This is a genomic window from Arthrobacter sp. QXT-31, from assembly GCF_001969265.1.
Classification (GTDB): Bacteria; Actinomycetota; Actinomycetes; order Actinomycetales; family Micrococcaceae; genus Arthrobacter.
The window spans coordinates 4,640,183-4,656,709 of the sequence record NZ_CP019304.1; the positions used below are offsets into that span (position 1 = coordinate 4,640,183).

The window sequence follows — 16,527 nt, forward strand, 5'->3', positions numbered from 1 at the left end:
CATGGTTGCCCGCGCCCTCGCCGCGCCGCGCCTGCAGCTGGCCGCCAAGGCAGGGCTGGCGGCCGGCATCGCTTTCTGGGTGGCGCCCCTCATGCCCGGAGCGGCCGCCCAGTATGCGTACTACGCGCCGCTCGGCGCGCTGGTGGTCATGTACGAGAACGTATCGGGCTCGATGCGGCAGGGAGTCCAGACCCTGGTGGGGCTGGGAGCGGGCATCGGCCTGGCTTTCCTGCTCTTCAGCTTCGGCGCCACGCCGGTGTCAGTGGCTCTGGTGATGGCGCTGGGAGTGCTCCTGGCCGGACTTCCGCGCCTGGGCGCGGGCCGGGACTGGATTCCGACGGCGGCACTCCTGGTGCTGCTGGTAGGCAGGCAGAACCCGGACGATTTCTCCTTTGGCTACCTGCTGCAGATGGGCGTGGGCGTGGTGGTCGGCGTCGCCGTCAACCTGCTGGTGTTTCCGCCCCTGCACTTCAACGCCGCCGCACTGAGCCTCGCGGAGCTGCGGCTTTCGCTGGCACGCCAGCTGCAGGACATGGGGGCGGCGATGCATGAAAAATGGCCGCCCGAACACGAGGACTGGTCGCGCCGCTCCGAGGATCTGGCCCGGTCCGCGCGTTCGGTCCGGGCGGCTGTGGAGAAGGCGGACGCCAGCAGGGCTGCCAACCCGCGGCGCCGGTTCCACCCGCGGGATGTGGACCGGGACTACCGGACCGTCCGGGAACTGGAGCAGATCACCTTCCATATCCAGGACATGACGGAGGTGCTTGCCGACGTCATCTGGAACGAGGACATGCCCTTCACCATCCCGCTCCCCTACAGTGAACCCTTGGCGGAGGCCCTTTTTGCCGTGGGCGAGGTGCTCCGCTCGGAAGAGGAGGACGACGCCGAGAGGCAGGCCGAGCTGTATCAGGCAGCCCGCACTGCGGTCGCCTCCCTCGAGGACCGCACGGCCTCTGAAGAGGCAGAGTCGGGCGCGCCGAGTGCCGCAGGATCAATCCTGCTCAGCCTGCACCGCATCCTCCGCGTCGCGCACCCCAGCGGCAAGTAGCGCCTACAGCGCCGCCACCGTCCCGCCGAAGTGCTTGCGGCCGGACCGCGGATTCCAGGCAACGTAATCGGACCGCAGCCGGCCGCCGTCACCGGACTCCGCCGTCGAAATGTCCAGTGCCACCCGTGCGGGCAGGAAGACCGGGGCCTCAAACCCCACCTCCCAGCGGAAGCTGTCGCCCTTGACCGAGCCCACATCCGCCAGTGCCCTCGACGCCAGGTACATGCCGTGGGCAATGGACCGGCGCAGGCCCAGGGCCTTGGCGGACAACACGCTCAGGTGGATCGGGTTGAAGTCCCCTGACACGGCGGCGTACGCGCGGCCGGCGTCGACTCCAAGCTGCCAGAGCGCGGTGGGGTCCGGCGCCGAGAAGCCCTGGGGAGCGGCCGGTGCCGAGGCCTTGTCGATGCCCGGCAGGAACACCCCCTTGGCAAGATAGGTGGACACGCCGCACCAGCATGCTGCGTCTTCACCTGCGGCGCGGACCTCCACCGCGATATCCACCTGGGTTCCCGCGCGATGCGCCCGGAGGGCCTCGGCTCTGGCGACTATGTCCAGCGGTTCGGTGAAAGTGACCGGCCTCCGGTACTCAACCACGTTCCGCAGATGGAGCATCCCGAGCAGCGGCAGCGGAAAGTCGTCGCGGCTCATGACGCTCATGGCCACCGGGAACGCCAGCGCATGGATGAACCCGGCCGGCAACACGTCGCTGGCGGTCTCAGCCAACAGGTGCTGGTATGCCGTGAGGTTTTCGACGTTGGGACGGACTTCCCGGACTTCGTGGCTGACGGCAGGCAGTACGGCGGTGGTGTGCGCGCCCAGGATCCTGCGCCGGGCGGCTATGGCCGCCGCGTTTACATAGAGCTTCGAGAGCGATGGCATCTCCCCCAGGATGAGGGGCTGGGTGCCGGTCATGCCCCCACCAGGTTTTGTCCGCATACCCTGAGCACCTCTCCGGAAATGCCGCCGGCCGAATCGCCCGCGAGGAAGGAAATGGCCTCGGCAACATCGCCCGGCTGCCCGCCCTGCTGCAGCGAATTCAGCCTCCGGGCAATCTCCCGGGTGGCGAAGGGAATCCGTGCCGTCATCTCTGTCTCAATGAAACCGGGTGCCACGGCATTGATCGAACCGCCATACAGCGCCAGCAGCGGCGCGGTGGCCCGGACCATGCCCATGACCCCGCCCTTGGACGCTGCATAGTTCGTTTGCCCGCGGTTGCCGGCTATGCCGCTCGTGGAGGCCACCGAGACGATGCGCGGTGCGGAACGGAAGTGCTCGGACGCCAGGAGCGCCTCATTGATTCGCAGCTGGGCTGCGATGTTCACCTCAATTACCGAACCCCACCGGGACTGGTCCATGTTGACGAGAAGCTTGTCCCGGGTGATGCCGGCGTTGTGCACCACGATGTCGAGGCGGCCATGGCGGTGCACCGCGTGGTCGATGATCCGCTGCCCGGCATCATCGCGCGTGATATCCAGCTGCAGCGCGGTGCCGCGGACCTCGTTGGCGACTTCGGCCAGGTGGTCCCCGGCCGCGGGAACGTCCACCGCCACAATGGTGGCGCCGTCACGGTGCAGTGTCCGGGCAATGGCCGCGCCGATCCCACGGGCCGCACCGGTCACCACCGCGACTTTCCCGGCGTGCGGTGCCTCGGCGTCGTCGGGCAGGCTGCCTCCGCCGGAACTGATCCGGACGAACTGGCCGTCCACGAACGCCGACCGGGCGGAAAGGAAGAAGCGCAGCGCACCCAGCGTCGAGGGCGCTGTGGGACTGACCTCTTCCCCCAGGAGGATGCCGTTGCCGGTGGCTCCGGCACGCAGTTCCTTGGCGAGGGAGCGCAGCAGCCCGTCGACGCCTTGCCGGGCGGCGGCCGTGGCCGGGGTGCCGCCGGGCGCGCGCGAGACGGTCACCACCCGGCCGCCGGGGGCAAGGTCGCGAAGCGACGGTGCGATGGCCAGGACGGGCTGCTCCAGGTCGCCGGGCGCCGTGAGGGTGTCGAGGACCAGTACGATTGCGCCCAGCTTTTCCCTGGGAACAGCGTGGCGGCGGACATCGAGGCCCCACGAAAGCAGCGCAGTCGCGATCCCGTCGGCACCGGCTCCGGAGCCACCCACCAGGACGGGTCCTTCGATCAGGGGCTGGCCAGGCCGGTAGCGCCGGAGGTCAGCCGGCTGCGGCAGGCCGAGCTTGCGGGCCAGATCGCGTCCGAGGCCATGGTTAACCAGTCGTGCGTAGGTGTCAGTCATGGATGTCCCCCGGGGTGGTTCCTTCCGTGTACGCCTCGAGCAGCGCAACGACGCCCTGCCCGCCGGCAGCGCAGATGGACACGAGACCCAGTGCGGGACGGCCTCCCGCCGTGCCTTTCTCATGCAGCATTTTGGCGAGAGTGGCCACGATGCGTCCGCCCGTGGCAGCGAACGGGTGCCCGGCCGCCAGGGATGATCCGTTGACGTTCAGCCGGGACCGGTCGACCTCGCCGAAGGCACCGTCCAGGCCGAGGCGCTCGCGGCCGAACTTCTCGTCCTCCCAGGCGGCGAGTGTGCTCAATACCGTCCCGGCAAAGGCTTCGTGGATTTCGAAGAAGTCGACGTCATCCAGGGTCAGGCCGTTGCGTGCCAGGAGGCGCGGGACGGCGAACACCGGGGCCATGAGCAGCCCGTCCTTGCCGTGGACGAAGTCCACGGCGGCCGCCTCGCCGTCCAGAATGGTAGCGAGCTTGGGCAGATCGTGCCCGTCGGCCCATTCCTCCGAGGCGAGCAGCACCGTGGAGGCGCCGTCCGTCAGCGGGGTGGAGTTGCCGGCCGTCATGGTGGCTTCCGAGCCGAGGTTCCGGCCGAAGACGGGCTTGAGGGACGCCAGCTTTTCCAGGCTGGTGTCTGGCCGAAGGTTTGAGTCCCGGGTGAGCCCGCGGTACGGCGTCAGGAGGTCATCGAAGAATCCGGCCTCATAGGCTGCTGCGAGGTACCGGTGGCTGTTAAGGGCGAGCTCGTCCTGCGCCTCGCGGGAAATGTTCCACTGGGCGGTGGTCAGGGCCTGGTGTTCACCCATCGACAGGCCGGTCCGGGGCTCGCCGGTGTTCGGCGCATCCGGGGCAAGGTCCTTGGGGCGCAGCCGTGCCAGGATCTGCAGGCGCTGCGGCAGTGTCTTGGCGCGGTTGAGGTCCAGGAGCACCTCGCGGAGACCCTCACTGACGGCGATCGGAGCGTCGGAGGCGGAGTCCACCCCGCCCGCGATGGCGGAGTCCAGCTGGCCGAGTTTAATCTTGTTGGCCAGGCCCAGCACCGTTTCCAAGCCCGTGGCGCAGGCCTGCTGCAGGTCATAGGCGGGAGTTTCCGGCGATAACGCCGAGCCCAGGACTGCCTCGCGCGTCAGGTTGAAGTCCCGGGAGTGCTTCAGGACAGCGCCTGCGGCCACTTCGCCGATGCGCTCCTCCTGCAGGCCAAAGCGGGCGATCAGCCCGTCCAATGCTGCGGTGAGCATGTCCTGGTTGGACGACTTGGCGTAGGCGCCGCCGGTCCGGGCGAACGGGATCCTGTTGCCGCCGACCACCACGGCTTTCCGCACGGTTTGGGGCTGTCCATCCACGGGCATGAGCTATCTCCTTCGATCCGGCTGGTTATCGATACCCAGCGTACCTGATACGCTGGGTACCGTGAACTTGATTCCTCCTGCCGCGTCCCCGGGCTCCTCCCCAGAACCTGTGGACGGCCGCGCCTCGCGGTGGCAGGGGCACCGGGAAGAACGCCGGCGGGAGCTGATCAAGGCCGCCCGGCGGGCAGTTCATGCACTGGGCAGCGACGCGTCCATGGAGGACATCGCGGCGGCGGCCGGAACGTCGAAGTCAGTGTTCTACCGGTACTTCGGCGACAAGGCCGGCCTGCAGCAGGCGGTGGGGGAAGTGGTGCTGGGACAGATGCAGCAGCGCATCAGGGAAGCGGCCCAAAGCGCGCAGACGCCCCGGGAGGGCCTGCTCGCCATGGTCTCGGCCTACCTCCAGATGGCCGAAACCAGCCCCAACGTCTACACGTTCGTGACCCGGTACTCGGCTGTGGAGTCCGACGGCGGCCCCACCTCAATCACGACGGGCGGCGCCCTGGGGCACTTCTTTGACGCCATCGCGGACATGATCGCCACCCCCATGCGGCACCACCTCGGCGAAGGCAAGGAGGCGGTCATCGGCTACTGGCCGAATGCCGCCATCGGCCTGGTCCGCAACGCCGGCGAGCAGTGGCTGGCCAGTCCGGACTCCCCCGCCAAGCCGGACCAGGAAACCATGGCCCGGCAGATCACCGACTGGCTGTGCGTCGGCATTGCGCCGGAACTCAAGGACGCCCAATAGCACCGAACCTGCCAGAGCCAACGATGGACCGGCACCAACGAAGGGATCGACATGACTGAAGTAGCGGACCGCCCGGCGGGCACCACCACCCCTGCATCGGCGTCCCGGGCGGCAGGCCCATTGCCCGCCGTCGACCTGCCCGCCGTCGACGTCGCGGCCCTCGGTGAGCTGCTCCTGGGCAACTGGGCCGACGTCCGCCGGCAGGCGCGTGACATCGCGGCACGCGAGGAGCTCCACAAGACGGAAGGGCTTCCCCACACGGAGCACCGGGAACGTACCTTCGGGCAGCTGAAGCTCCTTGTGGACAGCGGCGCCGTCCACCGCGCTTTCCCGGCCAGGTTCGGCGGCTCCGACGATCATGGCGGCAACATCGCCGGCTTTGAGGAACTGGTCACCGCGGACCCGTCCCTGCAGATCAAGGCCGGTGTGCAGTGGGGCCTGTTCGGTTCCGCCGTGATGCACCTCGGCACGGAGGAGCACCACGAGAAGTGGCTGCCGGGCATCATGAACATGGATATCCCGGGCTGCTTTGCCATGACCGAGACGGGACACGGTTCCGACGTCGCCAGCATCGCCACCACGGCAACCTATGATCCGGACGCGCAGGAGTTCGTGATCCATACCCCCTTCCGCGCCGCGTGGAAGGACTACATCGGCAATGCCGCCATTGACGGCCTCAGCGCCGTGGTGTTCGCCCAGCTGGTCACGCGCGGGGTGAACCACGGCGTGCACGCGTTCTACGTGGACCTGCGTGATCCCGCCACCAAGGCATTTCTGCCGGGGATAGGCGGCGAGGACGACGGCGTGAAGGGCGGGCTCAACGGCATTGACAACGGCCGGCTGCACTTTGACCATGTCCGGGTCCCCCGCACCAACCTGCTTAACCGCTACGGCGACGTCGACGCCGAGGGCAACTACACCTCGCCCATCGCGAGCCCCGGACGCCGTTTCTTCACCATGCTCGGCACGCTCGTACAGGGCCGGGTGAGCCTGGACGGCGCTGCCGTAGCCGCATCGAAGCTCGCGCTCAAGACGGCCATCACGTACGCAACCGAACGCCGGCAGTTCAACGCCTCGTCCCCCGTCGAGGAGGAGGTGCTGCTGGACTACCAGAGGCACCAGCGCCGGCTCTTCACCCGGCTGGCCACCACCTACGCGGCCGGCTTTGCCCACGAACAGCTGCTGGAAAAGCTGGACGACGTCTTCTCCGGCACCCACGACTCCGACGAGGACCGCCAGGACCTGGAAACCCTGGCCGCTGCATTGAAGCCGCTGAGCACGTGGCACGCACTGGACACCCTGCAGGAATGCCGCGAAGCCTGCGGCGGCGCCGGGTTCCTGATCGAGAACCGCTTCGCCTCGCTGCGCGCCGACCTCGACGTCTATGTGACCTTCGAGGGCGACAACACCGTGCTGCTGCAGCTCGTGGCCAAGCGGCTGCTGGCCGACTACGCCAAGGAGTTCCGCAGCGCCAAGTTCGGAGTGCTGGCACGGTACGTGGTCAACCAGGCCGCGGGGACGGCCGTCCACCGCACGGGCCTGCGCCAGGTGGCCCAGTTCGTGGCCGACAACGGCTCCGTCCAGAAGGCCGCCATTGCGCTCCGCGACGAGGAAAGCCAGCGCGCACTGCTCACCGACCGCGTTCAAACCATGGTTGCCGACGCCGCCTCCGCCCTCAGGGGAGCCGGCCGGCTGCCGCAGCGCGAGGCATCCGCCCTGTTCAACCAGCATCAGGACGAACTCATCGATGCAGCCCGGGCACACGCCGAACTCCTGCAGTGGGAGGCCTTCACCGAGGCCCTGGGCAAGGTTGCGGATCCGGGCACCAGAACAGTGCTCACCTGGCTCCGCGACCTGTTCGGGCTGTCCCTGATCGAGAACAACCTCTCGTGGTACCTGATGAATGGCAGGCTCTCGATGCAGCGGGCCCGGACGGTGGGTGGCTACATCAACCGGCTGCTGGTCAAACTCCGCCCGCATGCCCTCGACCTTGTGGACGCCTTCGGCTATGGCCCCGCCCACCTGCGCGCCGCCATCGCCACCGGCGCCGAGAAGGTCCGGCAGAACGAGGCACGCGAGTACTACCGGGTGCAGCGGGCCAGCGGAACGGCGCCCGTACCGGAGAAGTCACTCCGGCAGCAGCTCTAACTGAATTTAACGTCCGACGGCGGGGCCCTCCCAAGGAGGGTCCCGCCGTCGGGCGTTTATTCAGGTGATGCTAGTTGAGGACTGAACGGTAGACGTCAAGCGTGGTCTGGGTGATCGACTCCCAGGAGAAGTGCTCCTCGGCGCGCTTGCGGCCGGCCTGGCCCATGGCACGGGCCCGTGCCGGGTCCGACACCACCTCCGTCAGGGCCGCAGCGAACTCGCTGACGAACTTCTCCGGATCCAGCGGAGTGCCGGTCCCGTCGGTCACCTGTTCGAGCTCCACCAGCAGGCCGGTCTCGCCGTGGTTGACCACCTCGGGGATGCCGCCGGTGGCGCTGGCCACTACGGCGGCGCCGCAGGCCATTGCCTCGAGGTTCACGATCCCGAGCGGTTCGTAGATGGAGGGGCAGGCGAAAACGGTGGCGTGGCTGAGGACCTGGATCAGCTCATTGCGGGGAAGCATGCGCTCGATCAGCACCACGCCACTGCGCTGGCTCTGGAGCTCCTCGATCAGCCGGGCGGTCTCTGCTGCGAGTTCGGGGGTGTCCGCCGCGCCAAGGCAGAGGACCAGCTGGACGTCCGCGGGAAGCTTGGCGGCCGCCCGCAGCAGGTACGGGACACCCTTCTGCCGGGTGTTGCGGCCGACGAACACGACGCTGGGGCGGGCGGGGTCGATGCCGAGGGCGCGGATGGCGTCGTCGTTCTCATCGCGGTTCCACAGGCTCACGTCGATGCCGTTGTGCACCACCTTGACCTTGGCCGGGTCAACCTCGGGATAGCTGCGCAGGATGTCCTGGCGCATGCCCTCGGACACGGCGATGATGGCGGCCGCGGCTTCATATGCGGTTTTCTCCACCCATGAGGACAGGGCGTAGCCGCCGCCCAGCTGCTCAGCCTTCCACGGCCGCAGCGGTTCCAGGCTGTGGGCGCTGAGCACGTGCGGGATTCCGTGCAGCAAGGATGCCAGGTGGCCGGCCATGTTGGCGTACCACGTGTGCGAATGCACCAGATCCGCTCCGGCAACGTCAGGGACGATGCGCAGGTCCACGCCGAGGGTCTGCACGGCGGCGTTCGCTGCCCCCAGGTCCTCGGGCACCGAGTAGGAGGTCACGGCCGCGCCATGGTAGTCGGCATCGCGGGGCGCACCAAAGGCACGCACCTGCAGGTCGACATGCTTGGCCAGGACCCTGCTCAGCTCGGCAACGTGGACGCCCGCGCCGCCGTAGATTTCGGGCGGAAACTCTTTAGTCACAATGTCTATTCGCACGTTACCCAAGGTAGTCGTTACGGTTGAACTGTTCTAGTGTGAAGAAAGTCCGGACAAACCGGATTTTTTGGGGAGATACGAAGGCGTACAGGAGCGATCATGCCGTCAACAAAGAAAGTCCTCGCCATTGTCCTCGCAGGGGGCGAGGGAAACCGACTGATGCCGCTGACGGCAGACAGGGCCAAACCTGCTGTGCCCTTCGCCGGCAGTTACCGGCTCATCGATTTCGCGCTGTCCAACCTCGTGAACTCCCGCTACCTTCAGATCGTGGTCCTGACGCAGTACAAGTCGCACAGCCTTGACCGCCACATTTCCGAGACTTGGCGCATGTCCACCCAGCTCGGCAACTACGTCGCTTCCGTTCCGGCCCAGCAGCGTGTGGGCAAGAGCTGGTTCCTGGGCAGCGCCAACGCCATCTACCAGTCCCTGAACCTGATCCACGACGCCAACCCGGACATCGTCGTCGTGGTGGGCGCGGACCACGTGTACCGCATGGACTTCTTCCAGATGGTCGAACAGCACGTCAAGAGCGGCGCCAAGGCCACTGTGGCCGCCGTGCGCCAGCCCCTCAATATGGCCAACCAGTTCGGCGTCATCGAGGTGGACCCCGAAGACCCGCAGAAGATTGCCGCGTTCGTGGAGAAGCCTGCGTCCACTCCCGGCCTGGCCGCGGACCCCACCCAGTTCCTGGCCTCCATGGGCAACTACGTCTTCGACGCCGACGCCCTGGTGGATGCGCTCCACGTGGACGCCGAACGCCTCGACACCAAGCACGACATGGGCGGGGACATCATCCCCTACTTCGTCAACCAGGGACAGGCCGGCGTCTACGACTTCACCCTCAACGACATCCCCGGCTCCACCGAGCGGGACCGGACGTACTGGCGCGACGTGGGGACCATCGATTCCTTCTACGAAGCGCACATGGACCTGATCTCGCCGCTGCCGGTGTTCAACCTGTACAACTCCGAATGGCCGATCTACACCCGCCAGAGCATTTCCCCGCCCGCCAAGTTCGTCCGCGGTGACAACAACACGGTGGGAACCGCCCTGGATTCCATCGTCGCCAGCGGTGTGGTCATCTCCGGCGGCGTCGTGGAGGGCTCGGTGCTCTCCAACGATGTCTACGTCGGCACCGCCAGCCGGGTCATCGACTCAGTACTGATGGACAAGGTGCACATCGGCGAAGGTGCAGTGGTGCGCCGGGCCATTATCGACAAGAACGTCAAGGTCCCCGCCGGTGCCGCCATTGGCCTGGATCCGGACTTGGACCGGGCACGTGGCTTCAAGGTGACGGAATCAGGCATCACGGTGCTCTCCAAGTATCAGGCCGTTCCCGAGCCGGACGAAGCCGAACGTGCACTGTCCGCGGCGAACCTGCACCTGGTGCCCGAGGGGATCAAGGCCGCCACCGAACACTTCCCGGATGCCCGCAGCTCCGTGGAGCAGGTGGGCAAGGTTCATGCCGCGGCCGTCGGTGCGGACTCCCCGTCCCAGCATTCCGTCGGTTCCTGACCCGGGTTCCATCGCATACCGGTTCCGGCAGCTGCGGGTTCCGCCAGCTGCCGGCTCCGCTGACTTCCGAGGCAGGCCTGACGCTCCACAGGCTGTAAAATCAGACCAATGAGCTCCGCCGATCTGACGCCTGAAGAGATTCAGGCCTGCCTCAAGGTTTTGAACACCATCCACGTCTATGACGAGGAGCACCCCGACTACGTCTCGGTGCGCCGCGCCACCGGAAAGATGTTCAAAGCGGTCAAGCGGCACCGCCGCGTCACCAAGCGCGACCAGATCGCCGAAGCCGACCGCGCCGTCATTGCCCTCACCGCCACCGCCGCACCAGACCGGATCGACGACGAGACGCGCGGCAACAAACTCGCCCCTTCCGCGACGGGAAACATCGCCGGACACCTCATCAGGTCCCGGCCCTGCTACATCTGCAAGCAGCACTACACCCAGGTGGACGCCTTCTACCACCAGCTGTGCCCCGAATGCGCTGCGTTCAGCCATTCCAAGCGCGATGCCCGCACCGACCTCACCGGCCGGCGTGCGCTCCTGACCGGCGGCCGCGCCAAGATCGGCATGTACATTGCCCTGCGGCTGCTGCGCGACGGCGCGCACACCACCATCACTACGCGGTTCCCCAAGGATGCCGCGCGCCGGTTCGCCGCCATGGAGGACAGCGGGGAATGGCTGCACCGGCTGAAGATTGTCGGCATCGACCTCCGCGACCCCTCCCAGGTCATGGCCCTCACCGACGACCTCAACGCCGCCGGGCCGCTGGACATCATCATCAACAACGCCGCCCAGACAGTGCGCCGCTCCGGCAATGCCTACAAGCCGCTGGTGGATGCCGAGGATGAGCCGCTCCCCGCAGCCCTGCAGGCAGCAAACGGGGGCCCGGAGCTGGTCACCTTTGGCCACGCCCACGACAAGCACCCGCTCGCCATCGCCAGCAGCGTCACGGAGCACCCGGTCCTGGCCGGGGACGCTGTCACGTCCCTCGCCCTGTCCACCGGCTCGGCGTCTCTGGAGCGCATCGCGGCCGGCACAGCCATCGACGCAGGCGGACTGGTCCCGGACCTCGCCACCATCAACAGCTGGACGCAGGTGGTGGACGAGGTGGACCCGCTGGAGATGCTCGAGGTGCAGCTGTGCAACGTCACCGCGCCGTTCCTGCTGGTCAGCCGGCTGCGCGACGCCATGAAACGGTCCACCGCGCGGCGCAAGTACATCGTCAACGTCTCCGCCATGGAGGGCCAGTTCTCACGGGCCTACAAGGGACCCGGACACCCGCACACCAACATGGCCAAGGCTGCGCTGAACATGATGACCCGGACCAGTGCGCAGGAAATGCTGGAGACGGACGGTATCCTCATGACGGCCGTCGACACCGGCTGGATCACCGACGAACGCCCGCACTACACCAAGGTCCGGCTCATGGAGGAAGGCTTCCATGCGCCCCTGGACCTGGTGGACGGCGCTGCGCGGGTCTACGACCCCATCGTCATGGGCGAAAACGGCGAAGACCAGTACGGGGTGTTCCTGAAGGACTACAAGCCCAGCCCCTGGTAGCGGCCCCAGCGGCACCCCGCGGCCGTTCTGTACCTCGCCGCGTGTCATGGACTCCCGGCTGCCCCCATGGTTTCGTAGCATGGGTCCATGACTAGCGCATCACAGGACAGGGCATCAGAGGACAGCGCACCGCAGGATGGAAAACTCGGCTTCGACGAGTGCTGGGATCTGCTGGCCGCTTCGGTGGTCGGCAGGCTCGCCATTATCGTGGACGGGCATCCGGAGATTTTTCCCGTCAACTTCGTCATCGAACGCCGCAGAATCATGTTCCGCACCGCGGGCGGGACCAAGCTGTGGGAAACCGCCAGGGAATCCGCGGCTGCGTTCGAGATTGACGGCTACGATGCGGGCACGCAGGAGGCGTGGAGCGTGACGGCACGCGGCACCACCTCCGTCGTGGACAGCGACGTTGAGCAGGCCGCGGCGGACGCACTGGGCCTGGAACCGTGGGAGCCCGGCGAGAAGTCCCACTATGTCCGCCTGACACCCCAAGTGCTGACGGGCCGCCGCTTCAAGGTTGCTGCCCCGCACATCTGGAGCACCAGGCTGGAGGACCAGCGCAGGGCGTCGTTCGAGTAGCGGGCTGCCGCGGCCGCTTGCGGGCTTGCCTGGAGATTCAGCTCGGCAGATTCTTCACTCTTTGAAGCCCGCAGCATGCCAGCGTAGGCTCTGGTCCATGACGAACGTGCAGCCCACTGACGCTTCCCAACATTCCGTCGAGCACCTCGACTCCGGCCAGTGCTGGGCCCTGCTCCGGCAGGTCTCCGTGGGCCGGCTGGCCGTGTGGGTCGATGACCACCCGGACATCTTCCCGCTCAACTACACCGTTGACCACGGCACCCTGGTGTTCCGCACCGGGGAAGGCACCAAGCTCGGCGGCGCCCTCGGGGAAGCGCCGGTGGCACTGGAGGCCGACGGCGTTGACGCCGATTCCGGAATGGCCTGGAGCGTGGTGGTCAAGGGCAAGGCGGCAGCCCTCAAGGACACCGAGGAGATCCTGGATTCCGCGTCCCTGTTCCTGTTCCCGTGGCAGGCAGGGCAGAAGGACCACTTCGTTCGCATCACGCCGGACTCGGTCACTGGCAGGCGATTCAAGGTCACCCCGCCGCTCACCTGGTGGACCCAGCTCAGCGGCGCGGTGAAGTCCTCGCCGGAGTAACCCCAGGCCCGACAGCACCAAGCCTGGCAGCGCAGCTAGGCCAGGCGGGTGATCTCCACGCTCACGCTCAGGTTGGACCCGCCGCCGCCGGACAGGATGCCCTTCAGCGGCGGTACGTCCCGGTAGTCGCGGCCACGGGCCACCGTCACATGGAAGTCGCCCGCCGGCTTGTGGTTGGTCGGGTCCCAGCTGCGCCACTCGCCGTCCCACCATTCCAACCACGCGTGGGACTGGCCGGCCACCGTCTCGCCGATGTCCGCCGTCGAACGCGGATGCAGGTAGCCCGAGACATACCGGGCCGGGATGCCGCAGCTGCGCAGGGCGCCAATGGCGAGGTGGGCCAGGTCCTGGCACACGCCCTGGCGCTGGGTCCAGGCTTCCTCGGCGTTGGTGGTCACGCCCGTGGTGCCCTTCATGTAGGTCATTTCGCCGCGCATCCAGGCGAAGATCGCCATTGCCGCCTCGTGCGGATTCTTGCCCTTGACCACGCCGGGGAGAAGGCCAAGGACTTCCTCCCCAGGGCCGGTCAGCTGTGACTGCGGCACCCAGTCGCTGAACTGGTTGAGTGTCTCCGGGGAGGCGAGGTCGTCCCAGCCCACAATGTCGGCCTCGGAGGGAACCCGAACCACCCGGTGGACCTCCACCGTGGTGGTGGAAAGCACTTCCAGGCTTTCGTGCGGCACCTGCATGTCGAACGCGGTGACCTTGGTGCCCCAGTAGTCCCGGTAGTTGCTGACGGCCGCCTGTGACGGCGTGACCTTCATGGAGGACTCCAGCACCACCTGCTGGGGGTCCGTCAGGGGGGTCATGCGGGCCTCGTTGTAGGAGAGCGTGACGCGCCGCTTGTACTTGTAGCCGGTCCGGTGGACGATGCTCAGCCGGGTCATGAAACTTCTCCCACCCAGGCCAGTTCATCCGCCTGATTGAAGTACTTACGGGAAATGGCGTCCGACGCCTGCGCAACGGCTTTCTGCACGCGCTCCATGTGCTCCGGCAGTTCGGACATGAGGTCGTCGGTGCGGTGGAACTCCAGGAAGGTGCGCGCCTGGCCCACGATCCGGCGGGCGTCGTTGATGAAGCCGACGCGCTGCGCCGTGGGGTCCAGCTTGGCCAGGCAATCGTCCGCGTCGCGCAGGGCGTAGACGATGGAGCGCGGAAAGAGCCGGTCCAGCAGGAGGAACTCGGCCGCGTGCTGGTCGCCGAAGGCGGCACGCCGGGTCCGCAGGAAGGATTCGTAGGCGCCGGCGCAGCGGAGCATGTTCACCCAGGACATGCCTGCGGAGAGGACATCACGGGTGGAGAGCATCCGGGCGGTCATGTCGGCCCGCTCCAGCGAACGGCCCAGCGCCAGGAAGAGCCAGCTGTCGTCGTGGCTGACCGTGGTGTCGGCCAGACCGCTGACCATGGCCGTGCGCTCAAGCACCCAATGGCAGAAGCGGTAGGTGCCCACCACGTCCTTGCGGTGCTGGTTCAGCCCGTAGTAGGTGGTGTTCAGGCTTTCCCACAGGCCGGACGAGACCGTCTCACGGGCGCGTCGGGCGTTCTCCCGGGCAGCACCGAGGGACCCCGCAATGGAGGTGGCGCTGTGCTTGTCATAGGCGAGGGCGTGGAGCAGTTCCTCCAGCCCGAAGTCCTCGCTCTGCGGGCGCGCGCCCATGACTCCCAGGAGTTCACGGGCCACGCTGCGCCGCTCCTCCGTGGGGAGGTGGTTCAGGCGCTCCAGGTGGACGTCGAGGATACGGGCCGTGCCGTCGGCCCGCTCAACATAGCGGCCGATCCAGAACAGCGACTCGGCAATTCGGCTAAGCATTCGCGGGTACCTCCTGCGCGTCAGAAATCTGCTGTTGCTGCTGTTCCGACTGCCGGTCGCGCCAGTTGCTCTCGACCGGCCACACGGAGACCCGCTCGCGGACGGTCACGGTCTGCCGCGGCACCCGTTCCACCGGCACCTGCGGGGAACCGGCCAGCACCCAGGTGTCCTTCGAACCGCCGCCCTGGCTGGAATTAACGATCAGCGACCCCTCCTTCAGGGCAACGCGGGTCAGCCCGCCGGGCAGCACCCAGACGTCGTCGCCGTCGTTGACCGCGAACGGCCGGAGGTCGACGTGCCGGGGGCCGAACTTGTCACCGCTGAGCGTGGGCACGGTGGAGAGCTGCAGCACAGGCTGGGCGATCCAGCCGCGGGGATCGGCGATGATGAGCTTGCGCAGCGCGTCCAGCTCGTCCTTGGACGCGTCCGGGCCGATCACCAGGCCCTTGCCGCCGGAGCCGTCCACGGGCTTGACCACGAGTTCGTCCAGCCGGTCCAGGACGTGCTCACGGGCCTCGCTCTCCTCCAGCCGGAAGGTGTCCACGTTGGCGATCACCGGTTCCTCGCCGAGGTAGTAGCGGATCAGGTCCGGAACGTAGCTGTAGACGAGCTTGTCGTCCGCCACGCCGTTGCCCACCGCGTTGGCGATGGTGACGCCGCCGGCGCGGGCGGCATTGACCAGTCCGGGGCAGCCGAGCATGGAGTCGGAGCGGAACTGCAGGGGGTCGAGGAAGTCGTCGTCGATCCGCTTATAGATGACGTCCACGCGCTGTTCGCCTGCAGTGGTGCGCATGTACACGCGGTTGCCGCGGCAGATGAGGTCGCGGCCCTCCACGAGCTCCACGCCCATGAGGCCCGCCAGCAGGGTGTGCTCGAAGTAGGCGCTGTTGAACACGCCGGGGGTCAGCACCACCACCGTGGGGTCATCCACGCCCGACGGCGCCGTCTTGCGCAGGGCGGACAGCAGCCGTCGCGGGTACTCCTCCACCGGCCGGATGGGCTGCTGGCCGAACGCTTCCGGCAGGCCCTTCGCCATGGCCCGGCGGTTCTCCAGCACGTAGCTCACACCCGACGGCACACGGACGTTGTCCTCCAGGACGCGGAACGTCCCCGCGGCATCCCGCACCACGTCGATGCCGGAGATGTGCACCCGCACCCCGCCGGCAGGTTCGAAGCCGTGCACGGCCCGGTGGAAGTGCGCGCTGGTGGTGATCAGCTGGCGCGGGATCACGCCGTCGGACACCACCGTCATCTTGTCGTAGACATCGTTCAGGAACGCCTCAAGGGCGCGGACCCGCTGCGCGACGCCGCGCTCCAGCACGTCCCATTCGCTGGCGGGAATGACGCGCGGGACGATGTCCAGCGGAAACGGCCGCTCCTCCCCCGCGAAGTCAAAGGTCACGCCCCGGTCCAGGAACGTCCTCGCCATCGAGTCCGCCCGCGCACTGACGTCCGCCAGGGACAGCTGCCGCAGGGCCCCCGCAACCTGGCCATACGACTGGCGTGCCTTTTGCCCGGGGGCAAACATCTCGTCGTAGGCGCCGGTGCGGCCGGCAGCCTCGGAGTAATCCTGGAATAGGTCAGACATGGGCAATAGCCAACCACCTTTTTGTTGCGAATTCATTTCCCGTTCCGCCCTGGCGTGTTGGCGGCGGGACTTCCGGTTGGTCTTTGGCGCCGG

Annotated in this window: 14 protein-coding genes; 7 read left to right on the forward strand and 7 right to left on the reverse strand. The window is 67.5% G+C overall.

Annotation, left to right across the window (positions count from 1 at the left end; genetic code table 11):
- The first annotated feature begins 1 nt into the window (after nt 1).
- Nucleotides 2-1,048, forward strand: a complete 1,047-nt coding sequence (locus BWQ92_RS21215) for an FUSC family protein (RefSeq protein WP_076803882.1) — start codon at nt 2-4, stop codon at nt 1,046-1,048.
- A 3-nt stretch (nt 1,049-1,051) separates the two neighbouring features.
- Here BWQ92_RS21215 and BWQ92_RS21220 read toward each other — a convergent pair whose 3' ends face one another.
- Genes BWQ92_RS21220 through BWQ92_RS21230 form a run of 3 tightly spaced genes read right to left on the reverse strand, consistent with a single transcriptional unit; the run spans nt 1,052 to nt 4,639 of the window.
- Nucleotides 1,052-1,963 carry a MaoC family dehydratase gene (locus BWQ92_RS21220; RefSeq protein WP_076802984.1) on the reverse strand — a complete coding sequence of 304 codons (912 nt, stop codon included), beginning with the start codon at nt 1,961-1,963 and terminating at the stop codon, nt 1,052-1,054.
- Nucleotides 1,960-3,294, reverse strand: coding sequence for a 3-oxoacyl-ACP reductase (locus BWQ92_RS21225; RefSeq protein WP_076802986.1), 1,335 nt, complete (start codon nt 3,292-3,294; stop codon nt 1,960-1,962). The genes BWQ92_RS21220 and BWQ92_RS21225 overlap by 4 nt, the downstream gene beginning before the upstream one ends.
- Entirely contained in the window at nt 3,287-4,639 is a 1,353-nt protein-coding gene (locus BWQ92_RS21230) for an acetyl-CoA C-acetyltransferase (RefSeq protein ID WP_076802988.1), read from the reverse strand. Before BWQ92_RS21230 ends, BWQ92_RS21225 begins: the two co-directional genes overlap by 8 nt.
- Before the next feature lie 109 nt (nt 4,640-4,748).
- Between BWQ92_RS21230 and BWQ92_RS21235 the strand changes: the two genes are divergently transcribed.
- The gene (locus tag BWQ92_RS21235; protein WP_172411861.1) at nt 4,749-5,387 is read left to right on the forward strand and encodes a TetR/AcrR family transcriptional regulator; all 639 of its coding nucleotides are present in this window, start codon (nt 4,749-4,751) and stop codon (nt 5,385-5,387) included.
- A 51-nt stretch (nt 5,388-5,438) separates the two neighbouring features.
- Nucleotides 5,439-7,535, forward strand: a complete 2,097-nt coding sequence (locus BWQ92_RS21240; protein ID WP_076802990.1) for an acyl-CoA dehydrogenase family protein — start codon at nt 5,439-5,441, stop codon at nt 7,533-7,535.
- A 70-nt stretch (nt 7,536-7,605) separates the two neighbouring features.
- On the opposite strand, the gene glgA is transcribed toward BWQ92_RS21240, so the two are convergent.
- Nucleotides 7,606-8,802 carry a glycogen synthase gene (gene glgA, locus BWQ92_RS21245; RefSeq protein WP_076802992.1) on the reverse strand — a complete coding sequence of 399 codons (1,197 nt, stop codon included), beginning with the start codon at nt 8,800-8,802 and terminating at the stop codon, nt 7,606-7,608.
- A 99-nt stretch (nt 8,803-8,901) separates the two neighbouring features.
- On the opposite strand from glgA, the gene glgC reads away from it, so the two are divergent.
- The 4 genes from glgC (at nt 8,902) to BWQ92_RS21265 (ending at nt 13,036) form a co-directional block, all read left to right on the forward strand.
- Nucleotides 8,902-10,317 carry a glucose-1-phosphate adenylyltransferase gene (gene glgC, locus BWQ92_RS21250; RefSeq protein WP_076802994.1) on the forward strand — a complete coding sequence of 472 codons (1,416 nt, stop codon included), beginning with the start codon at nt 8,902-8,904 and terminating at the stop codon, nt 10,315-10,317.
- Nucleotides 10,318-10,425: 108 nt separating this feature from the next.
- Nucleotides 10,426-11,877 (forward strand): SDR family NAD(P)-dependent oxidoreductase, encoded by a 1,452-nt coding sequence (locus BWQ92_RS21255; RefSeq protein WP_076802996.1) that lies wholly within the window; start codon nt 10,426-10,428, stop codon nt 11,875-11,877.
- 87 nt (nt 11,878-11,964) lie between these two features.
- Nucleotides 11,965-12,456: a pyridoxamine 5'-phosphate oxidase family protein gene (locus BWQ92_RS21260; protein WP_076802998.1), complete on the forward strand. Its 492-nt coding sequence runs from the start codon at nt 11,965-11,967 to the stop codon at nt 12,454-12,456.
- A gap of 97 nt (nt 12,457-12,553) precedes the next feature.
- The gene (locus BWQ92_RS21265; protein WP_076803000.1) at nt 12,554-13,036 is read left to right on the forward strand and encodes a pyridoxamine 5'-phosphate oxidase family protein; all 483 of its coding nucleotides are present in this window, start codon (nt 12,554-12,556) and stop codon (nt 13,034-13,036) included.
- Between the two features lie 35 nt (nt 13,037-13,071).
- On the opposite strand, the gene BWQ92_RS21270 is transcribed toward BWQ92_RS21265, so the two are convergent.
- From BWQ92_RS21270 to BWQ92_RS21280, 3 genes are read right to left on the reverse strand one after another with little or no spacing between them, the layout of a single operon-like run.
- Entirely contained in the window at nt 13,072-13,923 is an 852-nt protein-coding gene (locus tag BWQ92_RS21270) for a transglutaminase family protein (protein WP_076803002.1), read from the reverse strand.
- Nucleotides 13,920-14,846, reverse strand: coding sequence for an alpha-E domain-containing protein (locus BWQ92_RS21275; protein ID WP_076803004.1), 927 nt, complete (start codon nt 14,844-14,846; stop codon nt 13,920-13,922). Before BWQ92_RS21275 ends, BWQ92_RS21270 begins: the two co-directional genes overlap by 4 nt.
- Nucleotides 14,839-16,434, reverse strand: a complete 1,596-nt coding sequence (locus BWQ92_RS21280) for a circularly permuted type 2 ATP-grasp protein (RefSeq protein WP_076803006.1) — start codon at nt 16,432-16,434, stop codon at nt 14,839-14,841. Before BWQ92_RS21280 ends, BWQ92_RS21275 begins: the two co-directional genes overlap by 8 nt.
- Between the last annotated feature and the right edge of the window lie 93 nt (nt 16,435-16,527).

Bases quoted from the DNA above. Each gene is read 5' to 3' on its own strand.
- BWQ92_RS21215 (WP_076803882.1), top strand. From the start codon at position 2: ATGGTTGCCCGCGCCCTCGCCGCGCCGCGCCTGCAGCTGGCCGCCAAG.
- BWQ92_RS21220 (WP_076802984.1), bottom strand. From the start codon at position 1,963: ATGACCGGCACCCAGCCCCTCATCCTGGGGGAGATGCCATCGCTCTCG.
- BWQ92_RS21225 (WP_076802986.1), bottom strand. From the start codon at position 3,294: ATGACTGACACCTACGCACGACTGGTTAACCATGGCCTCGGACGCGAT.
- BWQ92_RS21230 (WP_076802988.1), bottom strand. From the start codon at position 4,639: ATGCCCGTGGATGGACAGCCCCAAACCGTGCGGAAAGCCGTGGTGGTC.
- BWQ92_RS21240 (WP_076802990.1), top strand. From the start codon at position 5,439: ATGACTGAAGTAGCGGACCGCCCGGCGGGCACCACCACCCCTGCATCG.
- glgC (WP_076802994.1), top strand. From the start codon at position 8,902: ATGCCGTCAACAAAGAAAGTCCTCGCCATTGTCCTCGCAGGGGGCGAG.
- BWQ92_RS21255 (WP_076802996.1), top strand. From the start codon at position 10,426: ATGAGCTCCGCCGATCTGACGCCTGAAGAGATTCAGGCCTGCCTCAAG.
- BWQ92_RS21260 (WP_076802998.1), top strand. From the start codon at position 11,965: ATGACTAGCGCATCACAGGACAGGGCATCAGAGGACAGCGCACCGCAG.
- BWQ92_RS21265 (WP_076803000.1), top strand. From the start codon at position 12,554: ATGACGAACGTGCAGCCCACTGACGCTTCCCAACATTCCGTCGAGCAC.
- BWQ92_RS21270 (WP_076803002.1), bottom strand. From the start codon at position 13,923: ATGACCCGGCTGAGCATCGTCCACCGGACCGGCTACAAGTACAAGCGG.
- BWQ92_RS21275 (WP_076803004.1), bottom strand. From the start codon at position 14,846: ATGCTTAGCCGAATTGCCGAGTCGCTGTTCTGGATCGGCCGCTATGTT.
- BWQ92_RS21280 (WP_076803006.1), bottom strand. From the start codon at position 16,434: ATGTCTGACCTATTCCAGGATTACTCCGAGGCTGCCGGCCGCACCGGC.